The 13,659-nt window shown below is 73.5% G+C and carries 10 protein-coding genes; 5 read left to right on the plus strand and 5 right to left on the minus strand.

Going from position 1 to position 13,659, the window contains the following annotated elements; translation table 11 throughout:
• Positions 1 to 110: 110 nt before the first annotated feature.
• A complete protein-coding gene (locus ACP4IX_RS01365; protein WP_426554490.1) occupies positions 111 to 2,456 on the minus strand; it encodes a heavy metal translocating P-type ATPase in 2,346 nt (781 codons plus the stop codon).
• Positions 2,457 to 2,565: 109 nt separating this feature from the next.
• Complete coding sequence (locus tag ACP4IX_RS01370) at positions 2,566 to 2,805, minus strand: heavy-metal-associated domain-containing protein (RefSeq protein ID WP_426517030.1); 240 nt, start codon at positions 2,803 to 2,805, stop codon at positions 2,566 to 2,568.
• A gap of 179 nt (positions 2,806 to 2,984) precedes the next feature.
• On the opposite strand from ACP4IX_RS01370, the gene ACP4IX_RS01375 reads away from it, so the two are divergent.
• Positions 2,985 to 4,022, plus strand: a complete 1,038-nt coding sequence (locus ACP4IX_RS01375) for a zinc-dependent alcohol dehydrogenase family protein (RefSeq protein ID WP_426517032.1) — start codon at positions 2,985 to 2,987, stop codon at positions 4,020 to 4,022.
• Here ACP4IX_RS01375 and ACP4IX_RS01380 read toward each other — a convergent pair.
• Together ACP4IX_RS01380 and ACP4IX_RS01385 are read right to left on the minus strand one after the other, a co-directional pair.
• The gene (locus tag ACP4IX_RS01380; RefSeq protein ID WP_426517034.1) at positions 4,009 to 4,611 is read right to left on the minus strand and encodes a GNAT family N-acetyltransferase; all 603 of its coding nucleotides are present in this window, start codon (positions 4,609 to 4,611) and stop codon (positions 4,009 to 4,011) included. The genes ACP4IX_RS01375 and ACP4IX_RS01380 overlap by 14 nt on opposite strands.
• A gap of 73 nt (positions 4,612 to 4,684) precedes the next feature.
• Positions 4,685 to 4,876, minus strand: coding sequence for a helix-turn-helix transcriptional regulator (locus ACP4IX_RS01385; RefSeq protein WP_426517036.1), 192 nt, complete (start codon positions 4,874 to 4,876; stop codon positions 4,685 to 4,687).
• Between the two features lie 914 nt (positions 4,877 to 5,790).
• Here ACP4IX_RS01385 and mmsA point away from each other — a divergent pair.
• Complete coding sequence (mmsA, locus tag ACP4IX_RS01390) at positions 5,791 to 7,293, plus strand: CoA-acylating methylmalonate-semialdehyde dehydrogenase (RefSeq protein WP_426554491.1); 1,503 nt, start codon at positions 5,791 to 5,793, stop codon at positions 7,291 to 7,293.
• A 55-nt stretch (positions 7,294 to 7,348) separates the two neighbouring features.
• Here the strand turns inward: mmsA and ACP4IX_RS01395 are convergent, their stop codons facing one another.
• On the minus strand, positions 7,349 to 8,221 hold the full coding sequence (locus tag ACP4IX_RS01395; protein WP_426554492.1) for a hypothetical protein: 873 nt from the start codon (positions 8,219 to 8,221) through the stop codon (positions 7,349 to 7,351).
• Between the two features lie 343 nt (positions 8,222 to 8,564).
• Between ACP4IX_RS01395 and ACP4IX_RS01400 the strand changes: the two genes are divergently transcribed.
• The 3 genes from ACP4IX_RS01400 (at position 8,565) to ACP4IX_RS01410 (ending at position 13,655) form a co-directional block, all read left to right on the plus strand.
• Positions 8,565 to 9,989 (plus strand): APC family permease, encoded by a 1,425-nt coding sequence (locus ACP4IX_RS01400; protein ID WP_426517042.1) that lies wholly within the window; start codon positions 8,565 to 8,567, stop codon positions 9,987 to 9,989.
• Positions 9,990 to 10,125: 136 nt separating this feature from the next.
• Complete coding sequence (locus ACP4IX_RS01405; protein WP_426554493.1) at positions 10,126 to 12,777, plus strand: alpha/beta fold hydrolase; 2,652 nt, start codon at positions 10,126 to 10,128, stop codon at positions 12,775 to 12,777.
• A complete protein-coding gene (locus ACP4IX_RS01410; RefSeq protein ID WP_426554494.1) occupies positions 12,774 to 13,655 on the plus strand; it encodes an ABC transporter permease in 882 nt (293 codons plus the stop codon). Before ACP4IX_RS01405 ends, ACP4IX_RS01410 begins: the two co-directional genes overlap by 4 nt.
• Positions 13,656 to 13,659: the final 4 nt, after the last annotated feature.

A 13,659-nucleotide genomic window follows, 5' to 3' on the forward strand; every position in this document is an offset into this window, starting at 1 on the left:
GCCGGACGGGGCCCAAGCGTAAGGAAGATGCGCGAGCCTTGTGAAGAGCTTATGTGAGGCGGGTGCCGGACTCCAGAGGCACTCCCCCTCTACCTGCGTGAAACGCGCGTTCAGCGAAAGGCCCGCAGTCGGAGGCTGTTGGTGACCACGAACACCGAGGAGAAGGCCATCGCCGCCCCCGCGATCATCGGGTTCAGCATCCCCGCGGCGGCCAGCGGCAGCGCGGCCACGTTGTAGCCGAAGGCCCACACGAGGTTGCCCTTGATCGTGGAGAGGGTGCGCCGGGAGAGGCGGATCGCGTCCGCCGCCACCCGCAGGTCGCCGCGGACCAGCGTCAGGTCGCCCGCCTCGATCGCCGCGTCCGTCCCCGTGCCCATCGCCAGACCGAGATCGGCGGTGGCGAGCGCCGCGGCGTCGTTGACGCCGTCCCCGACCATGGCGACCGTACGGCCCTCGGCACGCAGCCGCTCCACCACGGCGACCTTGTCCTCGGGCAGCACCTCGGCGATCACCTCGTCGATGCCGACCGCCGCGGCGACCGACTCGGCGACGCGCCGGTTGTCGCCGGTCAGCAGCACGGGGGTGAGGCCCAGCCGGCGCAGCTCGGCCACCGCCTCCGCGCTGGTCTCCTTGACCGCGTCCGCCACGGCGACGACCCCGCGCGCCGCACCGTCCCACCCGACGACGACGGCCGTACGCCCGTGCCTCTCGGCCTTGTCCCTGGCGCGGGACACCTCGGGCGGCAGGGCGTCGTAGAGGCGCCCCACGGTCACCTCACGGCCCTCCACGCGGCCGCGTACGCCGCGCCCGGGGACGTTCTCGAAGTCCTCGACGGCGGGCAGCGGCCCGACCCGCTCACCGGCCCCTGCCGCGATCGCGCGGGCCACCGGGTGCTCGGAGGCGTGCTCGACGGCGCCCGCGAGCCGCAGCAGCTCCTCCTCGTCGGTGCCCTCGGCGGCGTACACCTCGTGCAGGGTCATGCGGCCGGTGGTGACCGTGCCGGTCTTGTCCAGGACGACCGTGTCGACGCGCCGCGTGGACTCCAGCACCTCGGGGCCCTTGATGAGGATGCCGAGCTGCGCGCCGCGGCCCGTGCCGACCATCAGCGCGGTCGGCGTGGCCAGACCCAGGGCGCACGGACAGGCGATGATCAGTACGGCGACGGCGGCGGTGAACGCGGCGACCGTGTCACCGGTGGCGCCCAGCCACCCCCCGAACGTGGCGACCGCGATCAGCAGCACCACGGGGACGAAGATCCCGGAGATCCGGTCGGCGAGCCGCTGCACCTGGGCCTTGCCGCTCTGCGCGTCCTCGACCAGCTTGGCCATGCGTGCCAGCTGCGTGTCGGCACCGACACGGGTGGCCTCGACCACCAGCCGGCCGCCGGCGTTGACCGTGGCGCCGGTGACGGTGTCGCCGACACCCACGTCCACCGGCACCGACTCGCCGGTCAGCATCGAGGCGTCCACGGCCGAGGCGCCCTCGGTGACCGTCCCGTCGGTGGCGATCTTCTCGCCCGGCCGTACGGCGAACCGGTCGCCGACCGCCAGCCGGGCCACCGGAATCCGCACCTCGCGGCCGTCCCGCAGCACGGCGACGTCCTTCGCGCCCAGCTCCATCAGCGCCCGCAGCGCGGCTCCGGCGCGGCGCTTGGAGCGGGCCTCCAGCCAACGGCCGAGGAGGAGGAAGGCGGTCACTCCGGCGGCGGCCTCCAGGTAGATCGCGGAGGCGCCGTCCGTGCGGGAGACGGTGAGGTCGAAGCCGTGCCGCATGCCCGGCATGCCCGCGTCACCGAAGAACAGCGCCCACAGCGACCAGCCGAACGCCGCGAGGGTGCCGAGCGAGACCAGGGTGTCCATGGTGGCCGCGCCGTGCCGGACGTTCGTCCAGGCGGCGCGGTGGAAGGGCAGGCCGCCCCAGACCACCACGGGCGCGGCCAGGGTGAGCGAGAGCCACTGCCAGTTGTCGAACTGGAGCGCCGGGACCATCGCGAGCAGCACGACGGGCGCGGCGAGGAGGACGGAGACGACGAGGCGGTGGCGGAGCGCGGACAGCTCGGGGTCGGCCGCGGCCTCTTCCGGCGCCTCGTGCGGGGGCGCGGTCTCGTCGGCGGGCTCCGGCGGCGGCGCGGGCTGCTCGGCGGTGTATCCGGTCCTGACGACCGTGGCGATCAGGTCGGCGACCCCGGTGGTCACCGGGTGGGTGATCCGGGCTTTTTCCGTCGCGTAGTTCACCGTGGCGGTGACGCCGTCCATGCGGTTGAGCTTCTTCTCGACGCGGGCCGCGCAGGAGGCGCAGGTCATCCCGCCGATGAGCAGCTCGACCTCGGCGAGGTCCGGGCCGGCCGCGGGTGAGGCCGAGGCGGTGCCGGACGCGGTGGGGCTGGACGGGGTGGGGCTGGGCACGGTGGGGGTGGGGGTGGACGCGGTGGGGCTGGACGCGGTGGGGCTGGTCATGGTCCGGACTCCAGACGGGCCGGCCGGGCCGCGTGCGGCCCGGCCGGAGGGGCTGTGGATGCGGCGGGGGCGGTGGCGGGCGTGGCGGTCCGCTGGGGCCCGCTGCGGCTCAGATCCTGCCGACGAGCTCGAAGCCCGCCTCGTCCACGGCCGCGCGCACGGACGCCTCGTCGAGGGGCGCCTCGGAGACGACGGTGACCTCGCCGGTCGAGGCGACGGCCCGGACCGAGCCGACGCCCGCGATCCCGGAGATCTCGCCGGACACGGCGCCCTCGCAGTGTCCGCAGCTCATTCCGCTCACCTTGTAGACGGTGGTGACGGAGCCCTGGGTGTCGGTCTGGGCGGTCATGTCATTACTCCTCGTCAGGGGGGCGTACTGGAGCGCACTCGGGGCGTACAGCCGTGCGCCCGTGGTCCAGCGTGGACCACTCACCATCCACTGTACCCCTAGGGGGTATGGCTTCGGACGGCCTGCCGTGAGATGGGGGACGGGAAGCGGGAACACCGGTACGGAAGTGAGGGCGGCGGATGCGCGCGGTCGTGTTCGAGAGGTTCGGAGAGCCGGCCGAGGTGCGGGAGGTGGCCGACCCGGCGCCCGCGCCGCACGGGGTCGTGGTCCGCGTCGAGGCCACCGGGCTGTGCCGCAGCGACTGGCACGGCTGGCAGGGGCACGACCCGGACATCACGCTGCCGCACGTACCCGGTCACGAACTCGCCGGTGTCGTGGAGGCGGTCGGCGACCGGGTGGCCGGGTGGCGGCCCGGCGACCGGGTGACCGTGCCCTTCGTCTGCGCCTGCGGGAGCTGCGGGGCGTGTGCGGCGGGCGACCAGCAGGTGTGCGAACGGCAGACCCAGCCCGGCTTCACCCACTGGGGCTCCTTCGCCGAGTACGTGGCCCTCGACCACGCCGACGTCAACCTCGTCGCCGTACCCGAGGACATGTCGTACGCGACGGCCGCCTCGCTCGGCTGCCGGTTCGCCACCGCGTTCCGGGCCGTGGTGCAGCAGGGAAGGGTCGCGGCGGGGGAGTGGGTCGCGGTGCACGGCTGCGGCGGGGTCGGCCTGTCGGCGGTGATGATCGCGGCGGCCTCGGGCGCGCGGGTCCTCGCCGTGGACGTGTCGCCCCGGGCGCTGGAGCTGGCACGTGCGTTCGGCGCGTCGGAGTGCGTGGACGCGTCCGCGACGCCGGACACGGCCGCGGCGGTCCGCGACCTGACCGGCGGCGGCGCCCACCTCTCCCTCGACGCCCTCGGCTCGCCCGTCACCTGCGCCGCGTCCGTGAACGGCCTGCGCCGCCGCGGCCGGCACGTCCAGGTGGGCCTGCTGCCCTCGGCGGACGGCACCACGCCGGTGCCGATGGCCCGCGCCGTCGCCCTGGAGCTGGAACTCCTCGGCAGCCACGGGATGGCCGCGCACACCTATCCGCCGATGCTGGAGCTGGTCCGCACCGGGGCGCTCCGGCCCGACCGGCTGGTGACGTCCGTCATCGGGCTGGGCGCGGTCCCGGCCGCCCTGGCCGCGATGGGGACGGCGCCCGGCGCGGGTGTGACGGTCATCGAGCCGTGACGCCGGCCCCGGGACGCCCGCGGTCGGCCAGGGGGCGCCCGCGGTGGGCGGCCCACTGGTGGTCCAGGACGGCCATCAGCACCTCGTCCGCCCACGCGCCGTCGCGCCACTCCACCTCACGCCGGACGCCCTCCACCACGAACCCCACCTTCTCGTAGACGTGCAGGGCCCGGTGGTTGTGGCCGTAGGCGTCCAGCTGGATCCGGTGCAGACCGAGTTCCTCGAAGCCGTAACCGACGACCAGCCGGGTCGCCTCGGTGCCTGCGCCCCGGCCGCGGCCCCGCGCGCCGAGCAGGATGCGGAAGGTGCAGGAACGGCTCTCGGGCTCCCACTCGTGCAGCACTACCTCGCCGAGGAGTCCGCCGTCGGCGGGATCGGTGACGGCCAGGTCGAGCCGGTCGGGCTGTGCGCTGCGCGAGCCGTACCAGGCGCGCACCAGCTCCGGGGTGAGCTCGTGCCCCGGCGAGCCGGTGAAGCGCTCGACCTCGGGATCGTTGATGATCTCCCACATGCCCTCGGCGTCGGCCTCGGTGAACGGCCGCAGGACGGCCCTGTCGCCGGTCAGGACGGGTTTCACGGAGAAGTCCATGTACGGCACTGTGCCCCACGCGGGCGTGGGGCACAGAACGATTTCCCGGCCGGTGGCCGGGGGGGTGGCCGTCCTATCGGTTCCGGTTGCTGGGCCGGGACGCCACCCAGGTCCGGATCGTGTCCGCGTACCAGTAGGGCTTCCCGCCCTCCACGTGGTCGGGTGGCGGCAGGAACCCGTGCTTGCGGTACGACCGCACGGTGTCCGGCCGTACCCGGATGTGGGCCGCGATGTCCTTGTAGGACCAGAGCCTCCGGTCGGTCACTAGCCGCACCTCCCTGTACGCACCACCCCCCGGCGGCCGGGGACGGCCGCCGGGGGGAGCCGGACGCTGCGCCGGCGATCACCAGCCTGACCCGGGTGAACGGACGCGGGGTGAGGAGCGGACCGGGCCGTTCCCGGATGTGACGGAAGGGCCACATGCGCGTGACAACTGTGACAGAGCGGTCGTTTTCGTGACCCAGGTGGCGCAAAGGCGTACGTCGGATGCCGGGCGTGGCGTGTTGACCTCCACCGGCCGGGACGACCCGGGGCGCAAGGGTGCGCCGCCACCCGGGCCATGGCGCCCATCCGGTCGTCCGAATGTCCGGACAAAACATTGACAGGCCCCACGTACGGGGCTAGAAACCGGGGGAGACGCAACGGCGGGCAGGCGACGACGGGCACGAAGGGGAAGGCGATGGCGCACGACCTGATCACCGCGGGGCGGACGTCCGCCCCCGCCGTCACCGGTGCCCCCACGAAACGCCTCCGGCGCGGGAAGGCCGCCTCGCCCTGGCAGGAGCGAGGCACGAGCGCCGACTCCCCGCTCGCACCGGCTCCGCGCCGGAGGTCCCCACGTCCCCATGCCCCCACGTCCCCACGTCCCGGCGTTCCGGCGTTCCGGCGTTCCGGCGTTCCGGCGTCCGGACGGGTGCGGGCCGTCCGCACCCGTCCGTGCGCCGGGGCGCGGGCCGTCCGTGCTCGCCCACGTGCCGCCGCGCGGCACGCTCACACTGGCCCACGTGTCTACGCGGACACGCAAACCGCAGACACAGTGTCGGGCCCGCCCGGAGTGCCCGGCTGGTGGGATGGACCCATGGCCGATGCCGCGACCCGGAGGTCGCCGGTCACGGCCCGTGAGCAGGACCAACGGCACGTCTCGACCCGTCGCCGCCATCTGTGAAGGAGTTCTCGGTCATGACGAACATCGTCAACCACTGGATCGGCGGCAAGACCGCCGAAGGCGCCTCGGGCACGTACGGGCCGGTGACGAACCCGGCGACCGGTGAGGTCACCACCAAGGTCGCCTTCGCCTCCGTCGACGAGGTGGACGCCGCGGTCGCCGCCGCCAGGGAGGCGTACCTGACCTGGGGTCAGTCCTCGCTGGCGCAGCGCACCTCGATCCTCTTCAGGTTCCGGGCGCTGCTGGACGCGCACCGCGACGAGATCGCCGAGCTGATCACCGCCGAGCACGGCAAGGTGCACTCCGACGCGCTCGGCGAGGTCGCGCGCGGCCTGGAGATCGTCGACCTGGCCTGCGGCATCACCGTGCAGCTCAAGGGCGAGCTGTCGACGCAGGTCGCCACCCGCGTCGACGTGGCCTCGATCCGGCAGCCGCTCGGCGTGGTCGCCGGCATCACGCCGTTCAACTTCCCGGCGATGGTGCCGATGTGGATGTTCCCCCTCGCCATCGCCTGCGGCAACACCTTCGTGCTCAAGCCGAGCGAGAAGGACCCGTCGGCCTCGATGAGGATCGCCGAGCTGCTCTCCGAGGCGGGTCTGCCGGACGGCGTCTTCAACGTCGTACACGGCGACAAGGTGGCCGTGGACCGCCTCCTGGAGCATCCGGACGTCAAGGCGGTCTCCTTCGTCGGCTCCACCCCGATCGCCCGCTACATCCACACCACCGCCTCCGCGAACGGCAAGCGCGTCCAGGCGCTCGGCGGCGCCAAGAACCACATGCTGGTGCTGCCGGACGCCGACCTCGACGCGGCGGCCGACGCGGCGGTGAGCGCGGCCTACGGTTCGGCCGGCGAGCGCTGCATGGCGATCTCCGCGGTCGTCGCGGTCGGTGCCGTCGGTGACGCACTGGTCGAGAAGATCCGCGAACGCGCCGAGAAGATCAAGATCGGCCCCGGTGACGACCCGTCCTCCGAGATGGGCCCGCTGATCACCAAGGCGCACCGCGACAAGGTGGCGTCCTACGTCGCGGGCGCGGCGGCCGAGGGCTGCGAGGTCGTCCTGGACGGCACCGGTCACACCGTGGAGGGCCACGAGGACGGCCACTGGATCGGCATCTCCCTGCTGGACCGGGTGCCGACCACGGCGAAGGCCTACCGGGACGAGATCTTCGGCCCGGTCCTGTGCGTGCTGCGCGCCGAGACGTACGAGGAGGGCGTGGCGCTCATCAACGCCTCCCCCTTCGGCAACGGCACCGCGATCTTCACCCGGGACGGCGGCGCGGCCCGCCGCTTCCAGCTGGAGGCTGAGGCCGGCATGGTCGGTGTGAACGTGCCGATCCCGGTCCCGGTCGGCTACCACTCCTTCGGCGGCTGGAAGGACTCGCTCTTCGGCGGCCACCACGTCTACGGCAACGACGGCACGCACTTCTACACCCGCGGCAAGGTCGTCACCACCCGCTGGCCGGACCCGGCCGACGCCCCGGCCGGCGTGGACCTGGGCTTCCCGCGCACCCACTGAGCCGCCCGGTGCCTCCGTCTCCCGCGCCGGGGACGGAGGCACCGTCGACGCGGTCTCAGCCCTGCTGCGTCCCGGCGTCCTTCACTTCCTCCGTGAGGTCACCGGTCTGCCCGGCGGGCGGGGCCACGATCTCCTTCGTGGCGCCGAACTTGTCGAAGTCCATGGTGACCTCCATGGTGCCGAAGTCCTGCTGCAGGCGCACCGGCAGGTCCTTGGCGTCCACCCAGATGTCCATGGTGATCGAGCCGCCGCCGGCGGTCGAGTTCAGGAGGCTGTCGGCGCCGCGGAGGGCCTCCTTGAACGTGCCCAGGTCCCCCTGGTCGAGCACGGCCCGGTAGTGGGTCGTGGGCTTGCCGTTGACGGTCTCCGCGCCGAGGTCCTCGACGTCGCTCGCGTACTTCAGGCCCTTCAAGGAGTCCACCGGGCTGCCTCCGCCGCCCCCGCTCATCGCGGCGGCACCCGACTCGCCGAACACGGCCGACCCGTCGATCCTGATCCATTCCTTGCCCGCGAGCGGGCCGGCGGGCTGGGGGTCGATGTCGTAGTAGTAGGCGCCGTCCACGAACAGTGTGCGCACGGTCGGGGAGTCCGTGAGGTCCTGCATCCGCACGGCCTCGGTGTCCATCTCGACGTCGAGCGCGTAGCCGTCGCCCCAGGAGTACGTGCCGTCCATGGCGATCGGGTCACCGGTGCCCAGGTCGGTCGTCGTCCTGACCTCGGCGGAACCCAGCTCCTCCGTCCGGTCGGTGGCCCGCGAGAGCGCCGCCATGATCGTGTCGGCCTTGCCCGCGGCACTGTCCGCGGCCCTTTCCACGGCCTTGTCGGCGGTCTCGGCCGCCGTCTCGGCGCCGTCCGCGCCGCACGCGGTCGCCGCGACCGTCGCCGCCGCCGTCAACCCCACCCAGGCCGCCGTGTACTTCAGCTTCATGAGTCCCCACCCGTTGCCGTGTTCCTGTGATGCGTCTGTGTCCCGGACACTACCGGGCCCCACCGACAGTCTCCGGGCACCGGAAAACGGCACGTTTTTTACGCCGCTCCCTACGGTTCCCGTACGCCTCAAAGGAGCTCTGCCGGAAGGAACCTGATGCGTTTTCCGGAAGCAACACCGCGTCCAGCCAACGGATTCCGTAGGTAAACACCCATTGACGTGCTGGTTTTCGTCGGTATTCCATCTGGCGTCGGGAGCGGACGAGAACCACGTACGACCAAGCCGCCGGAGGCGATAGCGCTCCCGTTCGAACCACACCGCACGAGTCGATCGGAACCACTCCATGACCGACACGCTCCGCCCCGCCGAGGCCGCCGCAGCCACACCCCCGGACCTCCCGGCCCCCGGGGAGACCCGGACGCTCAAGCGTTCCATCGGGGTCGTCGGCGGCACGCTGCTGACGCTCTCGTGCGTGACTCCGGCCTCCACGCTGTTCGTGGTCGTCCCCGACCTCTTCGGCTCGCTCGGCACCGCCACCGCCCTGACCATCGCCGTCGGCTCCCTGCTCTGTGTCGCCGTGGCGTTCTGCTACTCGGAGCTGGGCACCCTCATCCCCAGCGCGGGCGGCGAGTACGCCATGGTGTCGACGATGGCCGGGCGCCTGGCGGGCTGGCTGGTCTTCGTGCTGTCCCTGCTGGTCGTCATGATCGTGCCGCCGGTGATCGCGATGGGCACGGCCGACTACCTCGAACCGATCGTGCACCTCGACCCGTCCCTGGCGGGCGCCGGCGTCATGGTGCTCGCCACCCTCGCCGGCCTGCTCGACCTGCGCGCCAACGCCTGGATCACCGGCGTCTTCCTGGTCCTGGAGGTCATCGCCGCGGCCGTCGTCGCGGTCCTGGGCTTCGCCCACAGCGAGCGCGGACTGGGCAGCCTGGCCTCCATGGAGGTGGCCGGCGCGGACGGCGGCGCGGACCCCGTGACGGGCATGCTGGTCGTCTCCGGGCTCGCCATCGCCCTGTTCGTCACCCAGGGCTTCTCCACCGCCGTCTACCTCTCCGAGGAACTGGAGGACCCGCGCCGCAACGTCGCCCGCACGGTCCTCGCCACCCTCGGCATCTCCGCCGTGATCCTCCTGGTCCCGGTCGTCGCCATCACCCTCGGCGCCTCCGACCTCGCGGAGCTGACCGGCGGCGACCTCGGCGCCATGGTCACCGCCTGGTCCAACTCCGCCGTCGGCACCTTCGTCAGCCTCTGCGTGGCCCTCGCCATCATCAACGCCGGCATCGTCATGGTCATCCAGAACTCGCGCGTCCTGTTCGCCTCCGCCCGCGACAAGGCCTGGCCCGCGCCGGTCAACACCCTCTTCGCCCAGCTCGGCCGGTTCGGCTCCCCCTGGGTCGCCACCCTCGCCGTCGGCGTGCCCGGCGCCGTGATGTGCTTCGTCGACCTCGACACCCTGTACGGCGTCACGGGCGTCTCCGTCACCGGCATGTACCTGCTCGTCGCGGTCGCCGCCCTGCTCGCCCGGCGCGGCCCCCACCGGGACGCGCCCGCGTGGCGGATGCCCCTGTGGCCCGCGACGCCCCTCCTGCTGATCGCCGTCCTCGCCTACATCCTGACCCAGCAGGAGACCGTCCACCTGCTGTGGACCGGCGGCATCACCGCCGTCGCCACCCTGTACTGGGCCCTGTACCTGCGCCCGCGCCGTGACACGCGCTGGCTGGTGACCGTCCCGGAGGACGCCCGGGAGCCCGCCGGGGTGTGACCGCCCGGCCGCGCCCCTCCTGCCGCGCCTACCGCGCCCGCGGTACGCGGCGCCGGCGCCGTACTTCCGTGGGAGGTACGGAGGTTCAGCCCCGGGGACTGCCCCCGCTGCCGGCGGCGGCCCGTACCGTTGACGCATGGATCTTCGACTGCCCCGCGTGCGAGGGCTGCTTCGGGGGCCGCGGCGGATGCTCTCCGCCGCGGCCGCCGTCGTCGTCCTCGCCGGCGCCGGGACATGGACGGCCGTCGCCGGCGACGACCCGCCCCCGGTGCACCGCGCCGACCGGACCATGGCCGTGGGCGACGGAGTGCGCCTGGACACCTCGTACTTCACCGCCGGCTCCGGCGGACGCCGCCCGGCCGTCCTGCTCGCGCACGGCTTCGGCGGCAGCAAGGACGACGTCCGCGAGCAGGCCGAGAGCCTCGCCCGGGACGGGTACGCGGTGCTGACCTGGTCGGCGCGCGGCTTCGGCGAGTCCACCGGGAAGATCGGGCTGAACGCCCCGGACGGCGAGGTCGCCGACGTGTCCCGGCTGATCGACTGGCTGGCGAAGCGGCCCGAGGTCCGGCTGGACGAGAAGGGCGACCCGCGCGTGGGCGTGGCCGGCAACTCCTACGGCGGCGCGGTCGCGCTGCTGGCCGCCGGGCACGACCGCCGGGTGGACGCGATCGCCCCCGCCATCACGTACTGGAACCTTGCGGACGCCCTCTTCCCGAACGGCGTCTTCAAGAAGCTGTGGGCCGGCATCTTCGTCAACCTGGGCGGCGGCTGCGAGCGGTTCGAGGACCAGCTCTGCCGCATGTACCAGCGGGTCGCCGAGTCCGGGGAACCGGACCCGGAGGCGGTGGAACTCCTCGACGAGCGCAGCCCGCAGGCCGTCGGCGAGCGCATCGACGTGCCCACGCTGCTGACCCAGGGCCAGACCGACTCGCTCTTCCCGCTCGGCCACGCCGACCGGGCCGCGCGGGCGATCCGCGCGGGCGGCGCCCCGGTGGCCGTCGACTGGACCGCCGGCGGCCACGACGGCGGCGACCTGGAGACGGAGCGGGTCCAGGCCCGTGTCGGGGCGTGGTTCGACCGCTACCTGAAGGGCGACGAATCGGCCGCCACCGGCCCCGGCTTCCGCGTCAGCCGCACCCTCGGCACCGGCAGCGGAGACGGCGAACCCCGCCTGGAGGGCGTGAGCGCCGGCTCCTACCCCGGCCTGGAGAGCGAACTCCGCCCGGTCGCACTGCGCGGACGCGAGCAGAGCTTCGAGAACCCGGCCGGCGCCAGTCCGCCCGCCGTCTCCGCCCTGCCCGGCATCGGCGGCTCGGGCGGACTCTCCCAGCTCTCCTCGCTCGGCATCGGCGTCTCCCTGGACTTCCCCGGCCAGCACGCGGCGTTCGAGTCGGCGCCCGTCCGGGAGGACCTCCGCATCACCGGCTCGCCGACCGCCACCGTCCACGTGGAGTCCACCGAGGACGACGCCGTGCTCTTCGCCAAGGTGTACGACGTCGGCCCCGGCGGCACCCAGCCGGTACTCCCCTCCCAGCTGGTCACACCCGTCCGGGTGGAGGACGTCGGGGACGGCAGGGACGTGAAGATCACCCTGCCGGCCGTCGACCACGAGGTGGAGAGCGGCCACCGGCTGCGCCTGGTCCTGTCCTCCACCGACCTCGGGTACGCCTCCCCGGCCGCCCCCGCCACGTACACCGTCTCCCTCAAGGGCGACCTGTCGGTGCCCACGGCCCTCGGCGACACCGGTCCGGCGGCCGGACTGCCCGCCTGGGTCTGGTGGGCGCCCCTCGCGGGAGCCGCCGTCGCCGCGGCCCTGCTGCTGACCGCCCGCCGCCGCACCACGGCCCCGCCGCCCGACCCCGCGCTGGCCGGCGTACCGCTCCAGATCACCGGCCTGACCAAGCGGTACGCCAGGTCCACCGACCGGTACGCCGTCCGGGACCTGTCCTTCCGGGTGGAGCAGGGCCAGGTCCTCGGCCTGCTCGGGCCGAACGGCGCCGGCAAGACGACGACCCTGCGCATGCTGATGGGCCTGATCACACCGGACGGCGGCGAGATCCGCGTCTTCGGCCACGCCATCGCGCCCGGCGCCCCGGTGCTCTCCCGGGTCGGCGCGTTCGTGGAGGGCGCGGGCTTCCTGCCGCACCTGTCCGGCCGGGAGAACCTGGAGCTGTACTGGCGGGCCACCGGCCGCCCGCCCGAGGACGCCCACCTCGACGAGGCCCTGGAGATCGCCGGCCTCGGCGACGCGCTCGCCCGCGCGGTACGCACCTACTCCCAGGGCATGCGCCAGCGCCTCGCCATCGCCCAGGCCATGCTGGGCCTGCCCGACCTGCTGATACTGGACGAGCCGACCAACGGCCTGGACCCGCCGCAGATCCGCGAGATGCGCGAGGTGATGATCCGCTACGCGGCGGCCGGCCGCACGGTGATCGTCTCCAGCCACCTGCTGGCCGAGGTCGAGCAGACCTGCACCCACCTGGTGGTCATGGACCACGGCAGGCTCGTCCAGGCCGGCCCGGTCGGGGAGATCGTCGGCTCCGGCGACACCCTGCTGGTGGGCACCTTCGCGCGCGTGGACGCCCCGCTCGTCGAGAAGGTCGCCGCCCTGCCGGGCGTGGCCTCGGCGACCGCCACCGACGGCGGCCTGCTGGTCCGGCTCGGCGCCGGGGGCACCGCACGGGACCTGATCGCCGAACTCGTACGCCTGGACGTGCCCGTGGAGTCGGTGGGCCCCCACCGGCGCCTCGAGGACGCCTTCCTCACCCTGATCGGAGAACCGGCATGAGCACGCTGGCCGAACGCGCCGCGCCCGCCGGCCCCCAGGAGGTCGCCGAGGGCTACCGCGCGGGCCGCACGCTGCCTGTCCGGGTCGAACTGGTCCGGCAGCTGAAGCGGCGGCGCACCCTCGTCATGGGCGGCATCCTGTTCGCCCTGCCGTTCGTCCTGCTCGTCGCCTTCCGCATCGGTGGCGAGCCGGGCGGCGCGAACAACCAGATCAGCCTGATGGACTCGGCCACCGCGTCGGGCGCGAACTTCGCCGCGGTCAACCTCTTCGCCTCCGCGGGCTTCCTCCTCGTCGTGCCCGTCGCCCTGTTCTTCGGGGACACGGTCGCCTCGGAGGCCGGCTGGTCGTCCCTGCGCTACCTGCTGGCGGCACCCGTGCCCCGCGCCCGCCTGCTGTGGTCCAAGCTGGTCGTCGCCCTCGCCCTGAGCCTCGCCGCGATCGTCCTGCTGCCGCTGGTCGCGCTCGCCGTCGGCACGGCCGCCTACGGCTGGGGGCCGCTGGAGCTGCCCACCGGCGGCAGCCTGCCCACCGGCACCGCGGCCGAGCGCCTGGCCATCACGGTGGCGTACGTCTTCGTCTCCCAACTGGTCACCGCCGCCCTGGCGTTCTGGCTGTCCACCAAGACGGACGCGCCGCTCGGCGCGGTCGGCGGCGCGGTCGGCCTGACCATCATCGGCAACGTCCTGGACGAGGTGACCGCCCTCGGCGGCTGGCGCGACTTCCTGCCCGCGCACTGGCAGTACGCCTGGCTCGACACCGTCCGGCCCGAAATGGACTGGACCCGCCTGATCCAGGGCGCGTCCCTGTCGGTGACGTACGCACTCGTGCTGTTCGCCCTGGCCTTCCGGGGGTTCGCCGGCAAGGACGTCGTGTCCTAGGCCT

The sequence above is a fragment of the Streptomyces sp. WG5 genome (assembly GCF_049974565.1).
Classification (GTDB): domain Bacteria; phylum Actinomycetota; class Actinomycetes; order Streptomycetales; family Streptomycetaceae; genus Streptomyces.

Excerpts from the sequence above, each read along its gene's own strand:
- ACP4IX_RS01365 (WP_426554490.1), bottom strand. The coding sequence starts at position 2,456 with ATGACCAGCCCCACCGCGTCCAGCCCCACCGCGTCCACCCCCACCCCC.
- ACP4IX_RS01370 (WP_426517030.1), bottom strand. The coding sequence starts at position 2,805 with ATGACCGCCCAGACCGACACCCAGGGCTCCGTCACCACCGTCTACAAG.
- ACP4IX_RS01375 (WP_426517032.1), top strand. The coding sequence starts at position 2,985 with ATGCGCGCGGTCGTGTTCGAGAGGTTCGGAGAGCCGGCCGAGGTGCGG.
- ACP4IX_RS01380 (WP_426517034.1), bottom strand. The coding sequence starts at position 4,611 with ATGGACTTCTCCGTGAAACCCGTCCTGACCGGCGACAGGGCCGTCCTG.
- mmsA (WP_426554491.1), top strand. The coding sequence starts at position 5,791 with ATGACGAACATCGTCAACCACTGGATCGGCGGCAAGACCGCCGAAGGC.
- ACP4IX_RS01395 (WP_426554492.1), bottom strand. The coding sequence starts at position 8,221 with ATGAAGCTGAAGTACACGGCGGCCTGGGTGGGGTTGACGGCGGCGGCG.
- ACP4IX_RS01400 (WP_426517042.1), top strand. The coding sequence starts at position 8,565 with ATGACCGACACGCTCCGCCCCGCCGAGGCCGCCGCAGCCACACCCCCG.
- ACP4IX_RS01405 (WP_426554493.1), top strand. The coding sequence starts at position 10,126 with ATGGATCTTCGACTGCCCCGCGTGCGAGGGCTGCTTCGGGGGCCGCGG.
- ACP4IX_RS01410 (WP_426554494.1), top strand. The coding sequence starts at position 12,774 with ATGAGCACGCTGGCCGAACGCGCCGCGCCCGCCGGCCCCCAGGAGGTC.